Origin of the sequence: Kutzneria chonburiensis, from assembly GCF_028622115.1 — a bacterium.
Classification (GTDB): domain Bacteria; phylum Actinomycetota; class Actinomycetes; order Mycobacteriales; family Pseudonocardiaceae; genus Kutzneria; species Kutzneria chonburiensis.
On sequence record NZ_CP097263.1, the window covers coordinates 1,180,790 to 1,199,059 of the forward strand.

Annotated in this window: 17 protein-coding genes and 1 pseudogene; 4 read left to right on the forward strand and 14 right to left on the reverse strand. The window is 69.1% G+C overall.

The window, feature by feature from the left end:
* Positions 1-22 precede the first annotated feature (22 nt).
* On the reverse strand, positions 23-1,450 hold the full coding sequence (locus tag M3Q35_RS05620) for a glycoside hydrolase family 30 protein (RefSeq protein WP_273940548.1): 1,428 nt from the start codon (positions 1,448-1,450) through the stop codon (positions 23-25).
* A gap of 178 nt (positions 1,451-1,628) precedes the next feature.
* Between M3Q35_RS05620 and M3Q35_RS05625 the strand changes: the two genes are divergently transcribed.
* On the forward strand, positions 1,629-2,654 hold the full coding sequence (locus tag M3Q35_RS05625) for a LacI family DNA-binding transcriptional regulator (RefSeq protein ID WP_273940550.1): 1,026 nt from the start codon (positions 1,629-1,631) through the stop codon (positions 2,652-2,654).
* A 53-nt stretch (positions 2,655-2,707) separates the two neighbouring features.
* On the opposite strand, the gene M3Q35_RS05630 is transcribed toward M3Q35_RS05625, so the two are convergent.
* Positions 2,708-3,445 carry a ThuA domain-containing protein gene (locus M3Q35_RS05630; protein WP_273940552.1) on the reverse strand — a complete coding sequence of 246 codons (738 nt, stop codon included), beginning with the start codon at positions 3,443-3,445 and terminating at the stop codon, positions 2,708-2,710.
* 85 nt (positions 3,446-3,530) lie between these two features.
* Between M3Q35_RS05630 and M3Q35_RS05635 the strand changes: the two genes are divergently transcribed.
* Positions 3,531-5,222 (forward strand): glycoside hydrolase family 9 protein, encoded by a 1,692-nt coding sequence (locus M3Q35_RS05635; RefSeq protein WP_273940553.1) that lies wholly within the window; start codon positions 3,531-3,533, stop codon positions 5,220-5,222.
* Here M3Q35_RS05635 and M3Q35_RS05640 read toward each other — a convergent pair whose 3' ends face one another.
* The 11 genes and pseudogenes from M3Q35_RS05640 to M3Q35_RS05690 all read right to left on the reverse strand — a co-directional run bounded on the left by M3Q35_RS05640 (position 5,223) and on the right by M3Q35_RS05690 (position 15,332).
* Complete coding sequence (locus M3Q35_RS05640; RefSeq protein WP_273940555.1) at positions 5,223-6,119, reverse strand: BadF/BadG/BcrA/BcrD ATPase family protein; 897 nt, start codon at positions 6,117-6,119, stop codon at positions 5,223-5,225.
* On the reverse strand, positions 6,116-7,135 hold the full coding sequence (locus M3Q35_RS05645; protein WP_273940557.1) for an SIS domain-containing protein: 1,020 nt from the start codon (positions 7,133-7,135) through the stop codon (positions 6,116-6,118). Before M3Q35_RS05645 ends, M3Q35_RS05640 begins: the two co-directional genes overlap by 4 nt.
* Positions 7,132-7,893, reverse strand: a complete 762-nt coding sequence (locus M3Q35_RS05650; RefSeq protein WP_273940558.1) for a GntR family transcriptional regulator — start codon at positions 7,891-7,893, stop codon at positions 7,132-7,134. Before M3Q35_RS05650 ends, M3Q35_RS05645 begins: the two co-directional genes overlap by 4 nt.
* Positions 7,894-7,952: 59 nt before the next feature.
* Positions 7,953-8,315 (reverse strand): NAD-dependent epimerase/dehydratase family protein, encoded by a 363-nt coding sequence (locus M3Q35_RS05655; protein WP_273940559.1) that lies wholly within the window; start codon positions 8,313-8,315, stop codon positions 7,953-7,955.
* Positions 8,300-8,941, reverse strand: coding sequence for an NAD-dependent epimerase/dehydratase family protein (locus M3Q35_RS05660; RefSeq protein WP_273940560.1), 642 nt, complete (start codon positions 8,939-8,941; stop codon positions 8,300-8,302). The genes M3Q35_RS05655 and M3Q35_RS05660 overlap by 16 nt, the downstream gene beginning before the upstream one ends.
* Entirely contained in the window at positions 8,938-9,702 is a 765-nt protein-coding gene (locus M3Q35_RS05665) for a sugar phosphate isomerase/epimerase family protein (protein ID WP_273940562.1), read from the reverse strand. Before M3Q35_RS05665 ends, M3Q35_RS05660 begins: the two co-directional genes overlap by 4 nt.
* Positions 9,699-11,351, reverse strand: coding sequence for an ABC transporter substrate-binding protein (locus tag M3Q35_RS05670; protein ID WP_273940564.1), 1,653 nt, complete (start codon positions 11,349-11,351; stop codon positions 9,699-9,701). The genes M3Q35_RS05665 and M3Q35_RS05670 overlap by 4 nt, the downstream gene beginning before the upstream one ends.
* Positions 11,348-12,358 carry an ABC transporter ATP-binding protein gene (locus M3Q35_RS05675; RefSeq protein ID WP_273940565.1) on the reverse strand — a complete coding sequence of 337 codons (1,011 nt, stop codon included), beginning with the start codon at positions 12,356-12,358 and terminating at the stop codon, positions 11,348-11,350. The genes M3Q35_RS05670 and M3Q35_RS05675 overlap by 4 nt, the downstream gene beginning before the upstream one ends.
* A complete protein-coding gene (locus M3Q35_RS05680) occupies positions 12,355-13,212 on the reverse strand; it encodes an ABC transporter ATP-binding protein (protein WP_273940566.1) in 858 nt (285 codons plus the stop codon). Before M3Q35_RS05680 ends, M3Q35_RS05675 begins: the two co-directional genes overlap by 4 nt.
* 266 nt (positions 13,213-13,478) lie before the next feature.
* Positions 13,479-14,354: pseudogene (locus tag M3Q35_RS05685) on the reverse strand (ABC transporter permease); the annotation flags it as partial.
* 3 nt (positions 14,355-14,357) lie between these two features.
* Complete coding sequence (locus M3Q35_RS05690) at positions 14,358-15,332, reverse strand: ABC transporter permease (RefSeq protein ID WP_273940567.1); 975 nt, start codon at positions 15,330-15,332, stop codon at positions 14,358-14,360.
* A gap of 205 nt (positions 15,333-15,537) precedes the next feature.
* Between M3Q35_RS05690 and M3Q35_RS05695 the strand changes: the two genes are divergently transcribed.
* Complete coding sequence (locus M3Q35_RS05695) at positions 15,538-16,491, forward strand: zinc-dependent alcohol dehydrogenase (protein WP_273940568.1); 954 nt, start codon at positions 15,538-15,540, stop codon at positions 16,489-16,491.
* Here M3Q35_RS05695 and M3Q35_RS05700 read toward each other — a convergent pair.
* On the reverse strand, positions 16,472-17,224 hold the full coding sequence (locus M3Q35_RS05700; RefSeq protein WP_273940569.1) for a GntR family transcriptional regulator: 753 nt from the start codon (positions 17,222-17,224) through the stop codon (positions 16,472-16,474). The two genes, M3Q35_RS05695 and M3Q35_RS05700, sit on opposite strands and share 20 nt — an antisense overlap.
* A 120-nt stretch (positions 17,225-17,344) precedes the next feature.
* On the opposite strand from M3Q35_RS05700, the gene M3Q35_RS05705 reads away from it, so the two are divergent.
* Complete coding sequence (locus M3Q35_RS05705; protein ID WP_273944265.1) at positions 17,345-18,268, forward strand: aldo/keto reductase; 924 nt, start codon at positions 17,345-17,347, stop codon at positions 18,266-18,268.
* The last annotated feature ends 2 nt before the right edge of the window (positions 18,269-18,270 follow it).

An 18,270-nucleotide genomic window follows, 5' to 3' on the forward strand; every position in this document is an offset into this window, starting at 1 on the left:
CCCGACCGGCCCCGAGGCGAATTCACCGCCAGGTGAACGTGGCGACCGCCTTCGCGGGCAGGGTGTACGTGAATGAACGGCCGTGTTCGGTCACGTTGAACGTGCGCGCGGCGGCGCTGTCGGCGTTGAGCACGATCAGCGCGGTGGAGCCGTCGGGGTTGCGGAAGGCCACGTCCTCGACGTTGCCGGCGCCGAAGGTGTTCGAGTCGATCCGCACGGCCCCGGGCTTGACGAACTTGCTGGCCTGGCCGAGCACGTAGTACTCGGCGTTGTACGACACGGAACCGCCGGCATTGTCCACAGTGACCGCCCCGGTGCACGTGGTGCAGTGCATGGTCGGCCCGCCGCTGGGATCCAGGGCGACGTTCCACGTCACCACGGACTTGGCCCAGTTCCGGGTCCCGCCGATGATCAGGTGCTCGGTCTGCCAGACCAGCGAGTCGGCGAACGTGTTGGCGTGGTTGGCCGACTGCGAGCCGGAGCACTCGGTGAAGTAGGCGTCCTTGGCCGGAAACGCGTCGTGCACCACGGACTGTGCGTCCGGATTGCCGCCGTAGCAGTGCCACGCGACACCGCTGGTGTACTCGGCCGCCGCCGGGTCGCCGAGCACCGTGGACGGGTACTTGGTGTCGTCCCAGTTGTGGTCGTAGGCCAGGATTCCGGTGTGCAGTCCAGCTGAACGCAAGGCCGGGCCGAGGTAGTCGGCGATGAACGTGGCCTGGTCGGCGGCGGTCATGGTGGCGCCGGGATAGTCGGCGGGGGAGTACTCGGGCTCGTTCTGCGCCGACAGCAGCGACACCGGCACGCCGGCTTTTCGGTACGCCTGCACGAACTTCACCAGATAGTCGGCGTAGGCCCGGAGGGTCTGATCATCGGTCCTGACCGAGCCGCCGATCATCGAGCCGCTGGTCTTCATCCAACCCGGAGCGCTCCATGGCGTGGCCATCACGGTGGTCTGCGGATTCAGCCGCAGCGCCTGGCGGAGGATCGGCAGGATGTAATCCTGGTCGTGCCGCACCGAGAACCGGGACAGCGTCGGATCGGCGGCCCCGTCGTCGTAGTTGAACAGCGACCGGGAGAAGTCCGAGGCGCCGATGGGCTGGCGCAGGAAATCCAGCCCGATGCCACGCCGGGGGTCGAACAGCTTGGTCATGATCGCGTCCCGCTGCGGCGAGTTGGCGATCAGCCAGGCCGACGAGTCGGTGAACGACGCGCCGAACCCGGTGATGGACTGGTATCTCCTGGTCTGGTCGATGCTGATGTTTTGTCCGTCGGCGGTGCCGTACCGGAAGGCGGTACCCGGTAACTGGGTCAGCAGCCGGCTCTGGTCGGCGGTGGTCTCCCACACCGACACCGGAGTCCAGGGTGCGGCGTCGGCGGTGACCGCCAAGGGTGCGGTGAGTGTGAGCGTCGCGGCGATGGCCGCCACGACGGTGGCGCGGGACGTCATCGGCCCCTCCCGAGGTCCTGAAACAAAATGGAACAGAACTGGAACAATTGCCGGCGCGGACAGCAAAGCAGTCGCTTGTCGGCACTGTCAACGAGCGGTCAACCGGCCGTTCACAAATCTGATCCAGGAATGATCCAGCGGAGTTACACTGCCGGCATGAAACAAACGGCTGGAACAATTGGCTAGGCGGGACGGCGGCCGGGCCACGGTGCGGGACATCGCGGCCGACGCCGGGGTGTCCATCGCGACCGTCTCGCGCGTGCTCAACGACAGCGAGGACGTCGCCCCGGCCACCCGCGACCTGGTGCTGGCCGCCATCCAGCGGCTCGGCGGCCTCGCCCCGGTGCCGCGCGCCCGCCGCAGTCGGGTCGCCGAGGGCGCGGTGTACGTGCACTGCCCGTACGTGCTGACCGACTACTTCGGGCTGATCGTCTCCTCCGTGGCCGAGACCCTCGACCTGCACGGACGACGCCTGCTGCTCAACGCCGGCGAGGCCGCGCAGCACAAGTCCGTGCTGTCCGGGCTGCCGCTGATGAGCGGTGTCGCCGGCGCGATCATGCTCCTGCCGCCCGAGCCGAGCGAGCAGCTGCTCACCCTGCGCGGCAGCGGTTTTCCCTTTGTCGTCATCGATCCCCGCACCACCTTGCCGCGGGACATCGCCGCCGTCTCCGCCGCCCATTTCACCGGTGCCCGGCGGCTCACCCAGCACCTGCTCGAGCTCGGCCACCGTCGCATCGGCATCATCGCCGGCCCCAACAACTGGCTCGCCGCCGACGCCCGCCGGGCCGGCCACGCCGCCGCGCTCGCCGAGGTCGGCGTGCTCACCCCGCCCGCGTTGATCCGCAGCGGCGAGCCCACCACCGAGGAGGGCCTCGGCCTCGCCGGCGAGCTCCTCGACCTCCCCGAACGCCCCACCGCCCTCATCGGCTTCAACGACAAGATGGCCGTCGGCGCCATGTCCGCCGCCGCCCGCCGCGGCCTGCGCATCCCCGAGGACCTGTCCATCGCCGGCTTCGACGACATCGACCTGGCCCGGGCCACCCGCCCGTTGCTCACGACCGTCCGGCAGCCGTTGGAAGAGATGGGGCGCATGGCCGTGACCCTGTTGATGCGTCTGCTTGAACGCCACCAGTTAGAGGCACTGCACGTGGAGTTGGCCACCGAGTTGATCGTGCGCGACTCGACCGCGCCACCGGCGCTCTGACGGCGGAGTCCCGGCCGCCCCTCGCAGGTCGGGACTCCACCAGCTTGGAGGTCCTAAGAGGACGGTCGGTCGATGAAGCGGCCGTTGCCCAGCGGCCATCGGGTGGACCAGGTCTCGATGTCCGCATCGGCGACGCCGGCGGTCCAGAGCACGGCCTGGCGGATGAGCTGCCGGAACCAGGGATTGCCCCAGGCCCGGGGATCGTGCCCGAGTGCCGTGTAGCAGACCCGGCCCCGGCCGTGTTCGCGCACGTAGGCGATGGGCTGCGGCCCGGCCGGGGTGTCCCGCTCGGCCAGCACCTCGATGTCCGGCTGGCCGTCGATCAGGTAGTACTCGTCGTCGATGGCGAAGTCGCCCAGGTGCCGGGTGACCGGGTGGCCGGCCTTCACCCGCACGTCGAACCGGCCCTCGGAGCCGGCGTCGCCGTGCGAGAGATACCGCGACCCGACCAGCTCGATACCGGCGCGATCCGCGTCGACTCCGCCGGGGCCGAAGCCGAACAGGTTGCTGGCGTGGATGGCGACCAAGCCCTTGCCCGCGGCCACCAGATCGGACAACGCCTGCTGCTCGGCCGGGTCGAATCGCGGCCCGGACAGGTAAAGCACGTACACATCGGCTTCGGCGGTGGCCGGCATCGGATCGGCGAAGCGGTGCACCCCGACGCCCCGCGCGGCCGGCAGCCCGGCCTCGGTGACGATCTCCTGCAGCGCCAGGGCGGCGCCGATGAGGTCGTGGTGCAGATCGGTCCCGTCGACCAGCACCAGCGTGGACGGTATGGCACGCAGCTTCACGACCGCCGACGCTACCTAGAATACAAAGGGTAGTCCAGAGCCATACCAGTTGAACCATGGCGAACCGTGGGCTACCGTCGGAGTGGTGCCGACCACGATCCTCGCCAGTCACCTCGGCTACGACACCGCCGGCAGCAAGAAAGCCGTGCTGCTGCTGACCGAGCCCACCGAGATTCGCACGGCAGCGTTGGTGGGCAAGGACGGCGCACGCCTGGCGCTGACGCCGGGGCCCGAGATGACCGTGGATCGCTGGTCGGTCGGCGCCTTCCGCCGTCTCGACTTCAGCCAGGCCCGCGAGCCGGGCACGTACCAGGTGGAGATCGAGACGGCGGAAGGCGTGCAGCGCTCGGCCCCGTTCGCCATCGCCGACAAGGGCCTGCCGGCGACCGCGATGTCCGACTGTGTCAACTACTTCCGGGCCGTCCGCTCCACCGGCGAGATCGACCGCAAGGACCGCGCCGCCAAGTTCTACGGCGACGATTCCGGCCGCACGGTCGACGCGCGCGGCGGCTGGCTGGACGCTTCCGGCGACTTCAGCAAGTTCCTCAGCCACCTCACGTACACGCGGATGATGAGCCCGCAGCAGATTCCGTTGTGCGCGTGGGCTTTCTTCGCCGCCCGGGACAACCTGCGGGACAATGACGAGGAGCTGTCCGGCGCGCTCGGCGCGAAGCTGCGGGACGAGGGCCTGCACGGCGCCGACTTCCTGGTCCGCTTCCAGTCGCCCGAGGGCTACTTCTACACCGGTATCTTCGACGCGCTGACCAAGAACCTCGACGAGCGCGTGATCAACGCGCCGCTCCAGGACAGCGTCCGCACCCAGCGCTGGCAGGCGGCTTTCCGCCACGGTGGCGGCCTGGCCGTCGCCGCGCTGGCCCGGGCTTCGATGTCCGAGGTCAGCGGTGACTTCACGCAGGCCGAGTACCTGCGAGCGGCCCGTCGCGGCTTCGACCACCTCCAGGAGCACAACACCGAGTACAGCTTCGACGGCACCGAGAGCGTGATCGACGACTACTGCGCCCTGCTGGCCGCGACCGAGCTGTGCAACGCCGGCGAAAGCCTGGTGCCCCAAGCGGAAGCCCGCGCCCGCTCGCTGATCGCCCGCTACACCAAGGGCCCTGGGTTCGGCTATCTCGTCGGCGACGTGGAGGGCCGGCCGTTCTTCCACGCCGCCGAGCCCGGCCTGCCGATCATCGCGCTGCTCCGGTTCGCCGAGGTCTGCACCGGCTCGCCGGTGGGCGCCGAGGCCCGGGCAACGGCGTTCGCGCTGGCCCGCGATGCCGTTTTTCTCAACGAGGAAGCCGACAATCCGTTCGGCATCAACCGGCAGTACGTGCAGCCCAAGGGAGAAGAGCCGCGGACCAGCTTCTTCTTCCCGCACGGCAACGAGACCGGCTACTGGTGGCAGGGTGAGAACGCCGGCATCTGCTCGGCCGCGTACGCCGCATTGGTCGCCGCCGCCCAGCCCGACTGCGACGACCAGCTCCGCGAGCGCCTGCACGTGCTGGCCGACGACCAGGTGCACTGGGTGCTCGGGCTGAACCCGTTCGACAGCTGCCTGCTCCAGGGCCGCGGCCGCAACACACCCGAGTACCACGCGATCTTCAAGAACGTGCCCGGCGGCATTCTCAACGGCATCACCGCCGGTTTCGAGGACGAGCACGACATCGACTTCATGCCGCCCGGCCCGGTGGCCAACGGCAACGCGTGGCGCTGGGCCGAGCAGTGGATTCCCCACTCGGCCTGGTTCCTGCTCGCGGCCTCGCTGCTGAGGTGATCAGCGCTGCGGTGACAGCATGCGCAGCGCCAGTACGACACCGCCGGCGACCGGAGGCACGTCGAGCAGGCGCAGGGTGAGTGAAGGGTAGAGGTCGGCGAGTCGGGCCCGGAAACGGTCGGCCAGCCGGGGCTGGTTGACGATCACGCTGCCTGCGGCGACCACCGTGTCACCGACTGCTCCACGGGCGATCAGCTGGCATACCAACAACTTCAGGCTGCGGGCGGCCTCGTCGATGACGCGGGCGGCGAGCGCTGAGCCGGCGTCGGCGGCCTGGAAGACCGCTACTGCGGCGGGGCCCCAGTTTTCCGGGGTCGGCACGTCGTTGACGGCGCGGGCCAGGGACGGCGGGTCGGCGACGGCGTAGTGATCGAGCAACGCCTGCAATAGACCGTCGTCCGGCCGGCGGTCGTCGTACGCGGCGAGCGCCGCTTTGGTGGCTTCACGGACAATGGCCGGCGCGCTCGCCTCGTCGCCGAGTACCCAACCCCAGCCGCCGGCGAACAGCACTGTGCCGGCGGAGTCCGCGCCGACCGCGATCGAGCCGGTGCCGGCGATCACGCCGATGCCGTGTTCCAGCCCCGCCGCCGGCACCAGCAGCGCGGCGTCGTTCACCACGGTCGCCGCCACGCCCAACTCGCCGAGGGCCTCGGCCAACGCCAGGCAGTGCTCCTGCGTATCGCACCCCTGTGCGCCGATACCGACCGCGACGATCTCGTCATCGGCCGGCACCGCAAGGGAAAGCAGCGATCGCAGCCATCGAGCCGCGTCCGTCACCGGCGAAGCCGACCAGGCGTCCGCCGGCCACTGGCGGTCGCTGACCACCTCGCCGTCCAGCGTCGCCACGCGCACCGCGACCTTCGTGCCTCCGACGTCGACCCCGACCACAACTCTCATAGTCCCGGCACCTTGATGTCGTTGTTGTGGAACACGAATTCCTCGATCACCACGTCGCGGACCGCGGCGACGGCCTCGACCAGGACCTGCACCACCACGATCTGCGCGATCGCGGCCTGCGCGGGCGGCAGGGCCGGCAGGCGCACCTGGTGCACCCGGGGGTCGAACAGTCCGGTGTCGAACTCCTCGCTGGTCACCAGGATCGCCGGGTGGCCGGCGCCGGCCAGCGTCTCGGCGGCGGCGAACTCCCGCTCCCCGCCGAACAGCACGTGTACGCCACCGCCGGCGGATTCCATGGAGCCGTGCAGGTACTGGCGGGTGCTCATGCCGGTGGACGGGATCCGTGCCACCTCACGGAACAGCAGCGCGGCGGCCTCGGCCGAGCCGACGAACGGCCCGGCGCCGACGAAGTCGGCCGACGTTGCCGCGGCGAACAACGGTGCCAGCGCACGGATCTGCGGCCCGAGGTCTCGGTCGATCATCGCCACCACATCGCCGATGCGCGACCAGCCGTCGTCGATCCGGCCGCCGTGCCAGGCATCGGCGACCAGCCCGAGCGCCGCCACGGTGGCGGTGAAGCCGATGGTCGAGGCGTAGCTGTCCTCGATGTTGCCCAGGTCGACCAGGGCCGACGCGAGGTCGGCTATCGGTGACGGCACCACGTTGACCACGGCGAACCGCTTGGCGAACGGGATGGTCTCGAGCACGGCAAGAGTCTCCGCGCTGCGGCCGCTCTGCGACACCCCGAACATGGGATGGCTGCTCGGCGGAAACGGCAGCGGATGATCGCCCGCCCCCAGCCGCCACGAGTGGATGCCGCGCGAGCGCAGCGTCCACACCGGCGCGCAGGCTGCCGCCAAACTCGCGCCGATGCCGACGAAAACCGGTCCAGGACCGGCAAAACGACCCCCAGAGGCCAGCTCCGCCACCGAGCCGGCCAGACGGTCGACCGCCGCCGCGAGCTCCGCCGCCTGGGTGGCGCGGGCCCGCGTGTAGGCGATGTAGCCGTCGATCATGATTGCTCCGTTCCCACATTTCTGGTGAAGGACGTGCGGAGCCGGTAGCGGTCGCCCGCGTACCGGATGGTGGAGGACAGCAGCGGGCGGCCGGCGCGGTCGCGGACCACCTGGTGCATCTGGAGAATCGGCGTGCCCTCGGGCACACCGAGGTGGCCGGCCATGGCGGCGGTGGCGGGGCGGGCCTCGATGGTGGTGTCGGCCTGGGCCAGCTGGAAACCGCGGCCGGTGACGACGGCGTACAGGGACGCGGTGGTGAAGTCCAGGGCGTCGAAGTCCTCAGCGACGTCGACGGGCAGCACGGACTCGTCCACGGCGATCGGCACGCCGTCGAGCAGGCGTACCCGGTCCAGGCGGAACAGGGGAGTGCCGGGGGCGATCTGGAAGGCCTCGGCCTCGTCGAAGCTGGCCGGGGCGGCGGCGGCGCGCAGCACCATGGAGGTGGGTGCCAAGCCCATTCGCCGGGCCGTCTCGGAGAACGACTCCAGTGTGTTGGGCCAGTCGCCACGCTCGGGTGCGGTGACGTACCAGCCGCGGCCGTGGGCCGATCGCAGCACACCCTCGTCGACCAGCGCGCCCAAGGCTTTGCGCAGCGTCACCCGGGAGATCGCCAGCTGCTGGCACAGGTCCCGCTCCGGGGGCAGCCGCGCGCCGGGGCGCAGCTCGCCGTCCGCGATGCGGGTACGCAGCAGCGTCGCGGCCTGCGTCCACAGCGGCTCCGGATAGGCGGCGGGCAGCACCGGCTGTTCGGCGGTCACACGGGCCCCTGCATCGGCTGTACCTCCCTGTCGGCGGATGACCAGAATACCAAGTGGTATTACTTTGGTCTTGTAGCGGTCTGCTCGATGAGTCGATCGAACGCGGAATTCAGGTCCTCGTCGACCGACCGCAGCCGGGGCTCCTTGTCGTGGTGCGCGACGAGCTCCCGGGCGCCCTCGGCGAACGACACCGCCGGCGTGAAGCCCGGCACCAGCGAGCGCAGCTTGCCGGTGTCGAAGAACATCGAGTGCCGGAAGTCCTCGACCAGCACGTCCCGCCAGCCCGGCAACACCTCGGCGATGGTCTCGCTGGACCGGTGACACAGCATCGGCTCCCGCACACCGGCCGCCGCGGCCAGCTCCAGGTGGATCTGGTCCCACGTCAGGATGTCGCCGGAGACCACGTTCACGCTCTCGCCCACCGCGTGCCCGTTGCCCAGCAGCGGCACGAACCCCGTGCGAAGTCCCGGGAGTGCATGAGGGTCCACAGGGATGTTCCGTCGCCATGAACAACGACGGGCCGGCCGGCCCGCATCCGGTCGATCGCGGTCCAACCGGCCAACACCGGCACCACGGTTCGGTCGTAGACGTGGGCCGGCCGCACGATGGTCAGCGGGAAACCGCTCTCCCGGAAAGCGTTCTCCAGGAACACCTCGCAGGCGATCTTGCCGCGCGGGTAGCCGAACACCGGCTGGCGGCGCGGCGTCGACTCGGTTACCGGCAGCTGCGGCACCGGCCGGGCGAACACCGAGCACGTGCTGATGAACACGTATTGCCCGGTCCGCCCGGCGAACACCTCCGGATGCGCACGGACGTCGTCGACCGAGAAGCCGACCCAGTTCACGACCGCGTCGAACTCCTCGTCGCCCAACACCGCCACCAGCTGAGAAGCGTCGCGGATGTCGGCCCGCAGGGCACGGACCCCGGGCGGCGGCTGCCGTTTCGGCTCGGTGCGCGTGATGACCGTGACGTCCAAACCGGACGCAACGGCCTCGTCCGCGCAGGCGGAGCCGATCATGCCAGCTCCGCCGAGGAACAGCACCTTCATCGCGCCCCCAGCGAGAGTCCGTTGCCGACCAGATAGTCGTAACTGCGTTGCAGCGCCTCGAACGTGTCGATGTGCAGCCGTTCCAGCTCGACGATGTGCCAGCGCAGCCCGGACGGCACGGAAAGCGTTTGCCGCCAGTCGATCCGGCCTTCGCCGATCGGCACCATCACGTCATCGGAATAGCTGACGGCCGGCCCGTCCTTGACATGAATGAACCGAGCACGGTCACCGAGCCGGGTCAGGATCTCGGCCGGATCGGCCCCGCCCAACACCGCCCAGTACGCGTCCAACTCCACCAGCACACGATCGTCCATATGCGACAGCAGTAGGTCATAAGCCTGCACGCCGTCGAAGAACTGGGAGAACTCGGCAAAGTGGTTGTGGTACGCGATTTTCATGCTGCGGGCGGCCGCGTGCTCGGCGGCCACGTTCACCCGCTGCACGCCGCGCTTGATCGCGTCGGGCGAGTCGAACTCCTCCCGTTCCATGCTCCACACCAGGACTTCCGCGCCGAGCTCCTGGTTCTGGTCCAAAATGGACTCTGCGTCCGGGCCGGCCGGGAACGGCGCGTGCGCGCTCGTCACGGCCAGCCCGGCCGCGTCCAGCGCGCCCCGTACCCGCGCCGGACCGAAGTGCTCGACCAGGCCGTAGGTCTCGACGCCCCGGTAGCCGATCTCGGCCAGCCGGGCGAACGTGCCGTCGAGATCGGCGCGAGCCTGGTCGAGCACGGTGTACGCCATGACGGCGAGGTCGGCGGTCACGCCGGCTTCAACCTCAGCGCCACCACCACGTTGGGCACGGCGGTGAAGTACGGGCTGTCCGGGTCGGGGAAGCCGGTCACCTTGGCCGTGCTCCAGCTGCTGTAGGAACCCCAGTAGAACATGGGGATCCACGGCAGTTTCTCCACGAAGACCTTCTCGATCTTGTCCAGGATGTCCTGCCGCGCCGCGTCGGTGGTGGCCAGGGGGTACTGCTTGAACAGCGCGGCCGCCTCGTCGTCCTTGAACCGCTCGATGTTCTGGAACGACGGCGTGGACTGGCCGATCGGGTAGTACAGGTTGGGGTTCATGGTGTCGTTGTAGAACGAGAAGGCCCGCGGCGTCGGGCTCACCGGGTAGCCCATGGTGGAGTCGAAGTCGCCCTTGGCCGTGCGCGGGTTGATGTCGTCCACGGTGGTCGTGTCGATGTTCAGCTTGATGCCGATGTCCTTGAGCTGCGACACCAGCACCTGCACGCGTGCGGCGATCTCGGTGTAGGAGGCCGGGAAGCTACAGCTGAACTCGACCCGCTTGCCGTCCTTGGTGTAGTAGCCGTCGCTGCCCTTGGTGTAGCCGGCGGCCTCCAGGGTCTGCATGGCCTTGTTCTTGTCCTCGACGAAGCCGACCCCGTTGTACGCCTTGGCCACCGAGGACTGGTAGGTCGGCAGCGGCAGGCCGGTGACGCTGGTCGCCGGCTGCTCGCCGCTGGCCGCGGCCACCTGCTTGCGGTTGACGCCGAGGCTGATCGCCTTGCGCACCGCGATGTCCGACAGCGGCCAGCGCTCCAGGTTGGGGATGAGGCCGTCGGTGCCGGCCCGCGGCGCCCAGAAGTGGTAGTTCTTGTTCTTGGACGTGAAGGTCTTGTCCGCGTTGGCGATGTAGGCGCCGGCCCAGTCGGCCTGGCCCTGCACCATCGCGTTGGTGATGGTGGAGTTGTCCTTGTACGGCACGAAGCGGATGGCCGCGATCGCCGCCTTGGTCTGCCAGTAGTCGTCGTTGCGGGTCAGCAGCAGGCTCTGCGGCGAGAACTGGCCGACCTTGAACGCGCCGGTGCCGACCGGGTTCGGGTCCTGGTAGGTGGTCGGGTCCTTGACCGACTCCCACAGGTGCTTGGCCACCACCGGGGCCGACACGATGCTCGGGAACAGCTGCTCGGACGGGTCCTTGAAGGCGAACACGACCTTGTTCGGGGCCGGCGTGCTGACCTCGGCCTCGGGCACGCCCTGCAGGTTCAGTGCCGGGTACTTCTTCAGCAGCTGGTAGGAGAACACCACGTCGTCGGCCGAGAACGGCTTGCCGTCGTGCCATTTCACGTTGTCCTGCAACGTGACCGTGAAGGTCTTGTTGTCGTCCGACCACTCCCAGGACTTGGCCAGCCACGGGATGTCCTTGCCGATGTCGGCGGTGTTGATCTGCACCAGCGGCTCGTAGATGAAGGAGCCGTTGTAGGTGACGCCGAGCGCGGTGTTCTCCAGGAACGGGTTGAACACCTGGGTCAGGTTGTCGGACTGGCCGGCGACGGTGACCGTCAGGCCGTTGGCCGACGACCCCGAGCCGCCGCCGGGCGAGCAGGCGGCGACGGCGAGACCACCCGCGGTGGCGAGCATGCCCGCCAGCAGGGTCCTTCTGGTGATGTGAACCTCGTTGGTCACTGGGCATCGGCCCTTTCCGGCGTGTCGGGCTTGTCCGCGTACAGCCAGCACCGGGCGGTGTGGCCGTCGGCGAGTTCGAAGGTCGGCGGCTTCTCCTGCTTGCAGCGGTCCATCGCGAACGGGCAGCGCGGATGGAACCGGCAGCCGCTCGGCGGCGAGATCAGGCTGGGCGGCTGGCCGATGTCCTTGACCCGGTTGGCATCCTTGCGTGATGGGTCGGGCGCAGAGGAGATCAGCAGCTGCGTGTACGGGTGGGCGGCCTGCTGGGTCACGGTCTCCGACGGCCCGGTCTCGACGATCTCGCCCGCGTACATCACGGCCGTGTCGGCGGCGAAGTAACGGGCCGACGCGATGTCGTGCGTGACGTAGAGCATGGCCACGTCGCGCTCTTCGGTCAAGCGCCGCAACAGGTTCAGGATGCCGAGCCGGATGGAGACGTCCAAACTGGACACCGGCTCGTCGGCCAGGAACACGTCCGGGCTGGCGGCCAGCGCGCGGGCGATGGACACCCGCTGGAGCTGCCCGCCGGACAGCTCGTGCGGGAACTTCTGGGTGAACTGGCGCGGTGGCACCAGGTTCGTCTGCGTGAGCAGGTCGTCGATCACGGCGAGCTGCTCGTCGCCGCGCTTGTCGCCGTGATGGATGGACACCGCGCGGCGCAGCGTGCTGAGGATCGAGGCGACCGGATTGAACGAGGCGAACGGGTCCTGGAGGATCAGCTGAACCTTGCTGGCGTGGTCGCGGAACGCCTTGCCCCGGGTGGCCTGCACGGGCGTGCCGTGCAGGCGGATCTCGCCGCTGGTCACCGGGTACAGCTGGGCCAGCAGACGGGCCAAAGTGGACTTTCCCGAGCCGGATTCACCGACCAGGGCGGTGATCCGGCCCGCGTACAGCTTCAGCGACACGTTGTCCACGGCGTGCACGACCCGCCCGCCGCCCCGCTTGACCAGGCCGCGCACCGGGAAGTGCTTCGTGACGTCGACGGCCTCCAACACCGGTGCGGTCATGCGCTCTCACCCATCTTCACGGCGTGATCATCGGAATACAGCAGGCAGGCGGCCGACGACGCGCCGATCCGGTACAGCCGCGGCTCGTGCTCGGCGCAGGCCTCGAAGACGGCTGGGCAGCGCGGCCGGAACGAGCAGCCGCTGGGCAGCCGCCGTAGGTCCGGCGGCGAGCCGGGAATGCCGGACAGCTCCTTCTTCGGGCCGCTCAGCGTGGGGAACGACTCCAGCAGACCGCGGCTGTAGGGATGTTGCGGCCGCTCGTGGAAGTCGTCGGCCGCGGCCATCTCCACGATCCGGCCGCCGTACATCACGGCGATCGTGTCGGACATCTCGATCAGCAGCGACAGGTCGTGGGTGATGAAGATGACCGAGAAGCCCAGCCGGTCCTTGAGCTCCATGATCTTGTCGATGATCTGCCGCTGGATCACCACGTCCAGCGCGGTGGTCGGCTCGTCCATGACGATGATCTCCGGGTCGAGGGCCAGCCCGACCGCGATCATCGCCCGCTGCCGCATGCCGCCGGAGAGCTCGTGCGGGTAGGAGTTGGCGCGGTCGGCCGGAATGCCCACGATGCCGAGGAGTTCGACGATCCGCGCGGCCCGTTCCGGCGCGGTGCTGCCGGGCCGGTGGGCCACCAGCGCGTCCTCGATCTGCTCGCCGATGCGCATGATCGGGTTGAGCGCGTGCATCGCCGACTGGAAGACGATGGACAGCTCCTCCCAGCGGAACGCGCGCAGCTGCTCGTCGTCCATGGCCAAAACGTCCACAGTGGACCCGTCCGGGTTGGTGTACCGGATCTCGCCTTGCGGTATCGCGGCCGGCGGCTTGTGCAGCCGAGTGATGGCGTAGGCCAAAGTGGACTTTCCCGAGCCGGACTCGCCGGCGATACCCAGGACTTCCCCCGCCTCAAGGTGAACGAGACGTCGTCGACGGCGGTGACGGCGCCGTAGTTCACCTTGAGGCCGCGGACGTCCAGGATGACGTCCGTGCTGTCGGCCGTGAACGGCGTGCCCGCCGGTCGCGGCTGCCGCGGCCCGGATCGCTTGACCCGTTTGCCGCGCTTACGGGCGATCTGGGCCTTCTGCGCCTTCCTGGTGCCGATGCCGGCCTGCCGCAGCCGCGGGTTGATGAACTCGTCGATGCCGAAGTTGACCAGCGACAGGGCAGTCCCGATCAGGGCGATGGCCAGGCCGGCCGGCCCGAACCACCACCACGAGTTGGTCAGCAGCGCGCTGTCGGCCTGGGCCCAGTACAGGATCGTGCCCCACGACCACTGCGTGACGTCGGTCAGGCCGAGGAACGCCAGGCTGGCCTGGGTCAGGATGGCCCCGGTCACCGTGCCGAGGAAGGACGCGGCGATCACCGCGAGCTGGTTGGGCAGGATGTCCCGCAGGATGATCTTCGACGTACGTTCGCCGGTGGCCCGCGCCGCTTCGACGAAATCCCGCTTGCGCAAGGACAACGTTTGCGCGCGCAGCACCCGGGCGCCCCAGGCCCAGCCGGTCAGCGCGATCACCAGGATGATGCCCAGTGAGCCGCTGTGCGGCAGGTAAGCAGCCAGGATGATGGTCAGCGGCAGGCCCGGCAGCACGAGGAACACGTTGGCCAGCAAGGAAAGCAGCTCGTCGCTGGTGCCGCCCAGATAGCCGGCGGTGACGCCGACCAGCACCGACAGGATGGTGGTGATCACCGCGGCGCCGAGACCGACGAACATCGATGCCTGTGCGCCGTAGAGCATCTGGGACAGGATGTCCTGGCCGTTCTGGGTGGTGCCCAGCCAGTGGTCGACCGACGGTGGAGCGGTGGCCGCGTCGCTGACCGCCGACGGGTCGTAGGGCGCGATCCACGGCCCGATCACCGCCAGCACGATGAAAACGAGGGTGATGATCACGCCGGTCAGGGTCAGCGGGGCGCGCAGCGCGCGCAGCCACAGCCGACCGGCCTCGGGTTCACCGGGTTCGGTCGCTTCGGCGAGGACCGCGGGTTGCATCGCCATCTCTCAGGCCTCCCTCGTCCTCGGGTCGAGGAACACGTAGACGACGTCCGCGAGCAGGTTGGCCACCAGCACCATGATCGTGATCAGCAGGAAGATGGCCGACATCAGCGGGTAGTCCGCGGCCTGCGCCGCCTTGAACAACGTGGTGCCGAGGCCGGGGTAGTTGAAGACCACTTCGGTGACGATCGAGCCGCCGATCACGAAGCCCAGCGACATCGCGAAACCCGACAGCGACGGCAGCATCGCGTTGCGGGCCGCGTACTTGTACATGACCCGGCGCTTCGAGAGCCCCTTGGCCTCGGCCAGCCGCACGTAGTCCTCGGACAGCGTGGTCACCATCATGTTCCGCATGCTGATCAGCCAGCCGCCGACCGAGGTGATCACGATGGTCGCCGCCGGCAGCACCGCGTAGTACAGCGCGCTGGCGATGAAGTCGCCGCTGAAGCCGATGGTGGTGTCGACCGAGTAGCCACCGGACAACGGGAACCAGTTCAGCGTGATGGCGAAGACCAGCACGATGATGATGGCGAACCAGAAGTACGGGATGGACGACAGGAACGTGGTCACCGGTATCAGCGAGTCCAGCCAGCTGCCCCGTTTCCAGCCGGCCACGATGCCGAGGCCGGTGCCGATCAGGAAGCCGAGGATGGTGCACGCGGTGATCAGACCGAGCGTCCAGTACATGCTCTGGCCCAGCACGGTGCTCACGTCGGCCGGGTAGTAGGCGTAGGAGATGCCGAAGTCGCCGGTCAGGATGCTGCGCCAGTAGTTGAGGTACTGGGTCCACATGCTGGCGTCCGGCTGTCCGAACAGGACCCGCAGGGCCTGGATGGCCGCCGGGCTGAGCTTGCCGTGGAACTGGTTGATCAGGTGCTCGGCCGGATCGCCCGGCATGATCCGGGGGATCAGGAAGTTCAGGCTGATCGCGACCCAGGCGGTGAGCAGGTAGAAGCCGAGCTTCCTGAGCACCGTGCGCATGGGTCGGCTCCCTTCACGCCCTGACGGACGACGTACCAGATGCATACCACGGCATACCAGCGTGGTCAGACGGCACGCTACTGTCTAGCGGCTGAATAGAGTAGTGACGCTATGGAAACGTGATGCGAGCATGTGGTGCGGCGGTTGAGCGGTGGGACAGGTCACCAGTCCACCGCATACCACTTCAAACCACTCGGAGACGAGCATGAGACTCAGCCAGTTGGTCGGCCCGCGTAAGTCGGAGGTCGCCGAGCTGCCCGATCCGGCGCCGGCGGCCGACCAGGTGCTGGTCGAGGTGCTGGCGTGCGGTGTCTGCACGTCCGACCTGTCGGCCTGGCGTGATCATGACCCCGCGGCGGCGCCGCTGCGCCTCGGCCACGAGATCGCCGGTCGCGTCGTGGCGGTCGGAAATCAGGCCACACGCTGGACCGAAGGCGATCTTGTCACCGGTCTCGGCGGCGAGGGCTTCGCTTCACTGTCCGTAATGGACGCTGCCGCGTTGCTGCCCGTGCCGGCCGGCATCGAGCCCGCCCACGCCTTCGGCGAGCCGATCGCCGTCCTTGAGGAAGCGCTCTCACGATCGCCGGTGGCGGCCGGCAGTCGGGTCGCCGTGGTCGGTCTGGGCTTCATGGGTCTCGGTCTGCTGCAACTGGCCAAACGTCATGCGCCAGGCCTCATCCTGGGCGTCGACCCCGATCCCGTTCGCCGCGAGAGAGCGCTCTCGCAAGGCGCGGATGTCGTCTTCGCGCCGGACGAGCTGCCGGCCGAGTACGTCGGAAAGTCCGGCCATGTCGCCGATGCCCGTTTCGACGTGGTGCTCGAAGCCACCGGCGTGACGCCCGGCCTGGCCACTGCCGGCCGACTCGTACGTCCCTTCGGCACGCTCAACGTCATCGGCTATCACCACGCCGGCGACGCCAAGATGGACATGGACCTCTGGTACAAGGGCGTCACCGTGGTCAACGGCTTCTGTCCCGACCGCACCCGCACCATCGCCGCCATGGCCGTGACCCTGGACCTGATCGCCCAGCGCCGCTTCAGCTACGCGCCGCTGGTCACCCACCGGTACGCCCTTGACCAGGTCGACCAGGCCTTCGCCGACATGGAAACGGCCGGTCCGGACTTCGTGAAAGGGGTGGTCAGTTCGACACGCGGCTGAACGAGGTCCGCAGGCGGTAGCGCTCGCCGACGTAGCGGATGGTCGATGTGAACAGTGGTTCGCCGTTGGCGTTGAGGGCCACCTGATGCATGGCCAGTATCGGCTCGCCGGGGTCGATCTCCAGGTGTCGGGCGGTGCGGTCGTCGGCCTTGGTCGCCTCGATGGTCGAGTCGGCCCGCACCGGCTCGATGCCGGCTTCGGCCAGCGCGGCATAGAGAGAGCGCTCTCCGAAGTCGAGCGACGGCAGCTCCGGGGCCAGGGCGAAGGCCATGCGGGTCAGGTCGAGGCCGATCGGCATGTCGTTGAGCAGCCGGACCCGCTCCAGCGTGTACAGCTGCGTGCCGGGCGCGATGGCCAGCTGTTCGGCCTGGTCGATCGTCGCCGGGTCGACGCGGTTCTGCACCACCTCGGACCGCGCTCGCAGGCCCATCCGCGCCGCGGTCTCGGTGAACGACTCCAGGGTGTTCGGCCACTCTTTACGCGGCTGTGCAGTCTGGCTGACGTACCAGCCGCGGCCGCGCGACGCGCTCAGCACGCCTTCCTCGACCAGGTGGCCCAGCGCCCGGCGCAGCGTCACCCGGCTGATGCCCAGCTGCTGGCACAGCTCGCGTTCCGGGGCCAGTCGCATGCCCGGCTTGAGGATGCCGCGTTCGATCTCCCCGCGCACCAGCGTCACCGCCTGGATCCACAGCGGGTCCGGATATCCCGGCAGGACGGCGGACGAGTCGCTCATGCTTCGGCAAACCCCATGGTCGGCGGCGAACAACGGCGCGCGATCCAGAATAGCCGTGCCGGATCTCGCCTTCCAGGAGGCGCGCGGGCCGGGCCGCCGCTCTAGAGTCGGGGCGTGACCATGATCTACGGCTGCATGGGCCTCGGCGGCACCTGGGACGACGCGCCGTTCACCGGCGCCGACGTGGAGGCGGCCGAGCGGGCCGTGCACGCGGCGGTGGAGATCGGCATCGACTGGTTCGACCACGCCGACATCTACCGGGTCGGCAAGGCCGAGCAGGTTTTCGGCGAGGTGTTGCGGCGCGACCCGGCGCTGGCCGGCCGGGTCAAGATCCAGACCAAGTGCGGGATCCGGCTCGGGGAAAGCGGTCTCCAGGCGTACTACGACCTGTCGAAACCGGCGATCCTGGAACGGGTCGATGCCAGCCTGCGCCGTCTCGGCGTGGCGCGGGTCGACGTCCTGCTGCTGCACCGCCCGGATCCGCTGCTCGACCCGGCCGAGGTCGCCGACGCGTACGGCGAGCTCCGGGACGCCGGCAAGGTCGGGGCGCTGGGCGTGTCGAACATGTCGGCCGGCCAGATGTCCTTGCTGCAACGGCATCTCGACGAGCCGCTGGTGGCCAACCAGCTGGAGATGAGCCTGCACCGGCGCGACTGGGTCGAGTCCGGCGTGCTGGTCAACCACCCGGAGGGCAGCGGCCTGAGCTTCCCCGAGGGCACGATCGAGTACTGCCGGGCCAACAACGTGCGGATCCAGGCGTGGGGCTCGCTGGCCCAGGGCATCTACAGCGGCGCGCCGCGGGCGGCGAGCGACGAGGCCGCGTACGAGCTGGTCAACGCCATGGCGGCGGAGAAGGGAACCACCGCCGAGGCCATCGTGCTGGCCTGGCTGATGCGGCATCCGGCCGGCATCGAACCCGTGCTCGGCACGTCCAACCCGGACCGCATCCGGGCCTGCGCCGACGCCGAGGCGCAGGCTGCGGCGATGACCACCGTCGAGTGGTACCGGCTGTGGACGGCGGCCCGCGGGCACGCCGTGCCGTGACC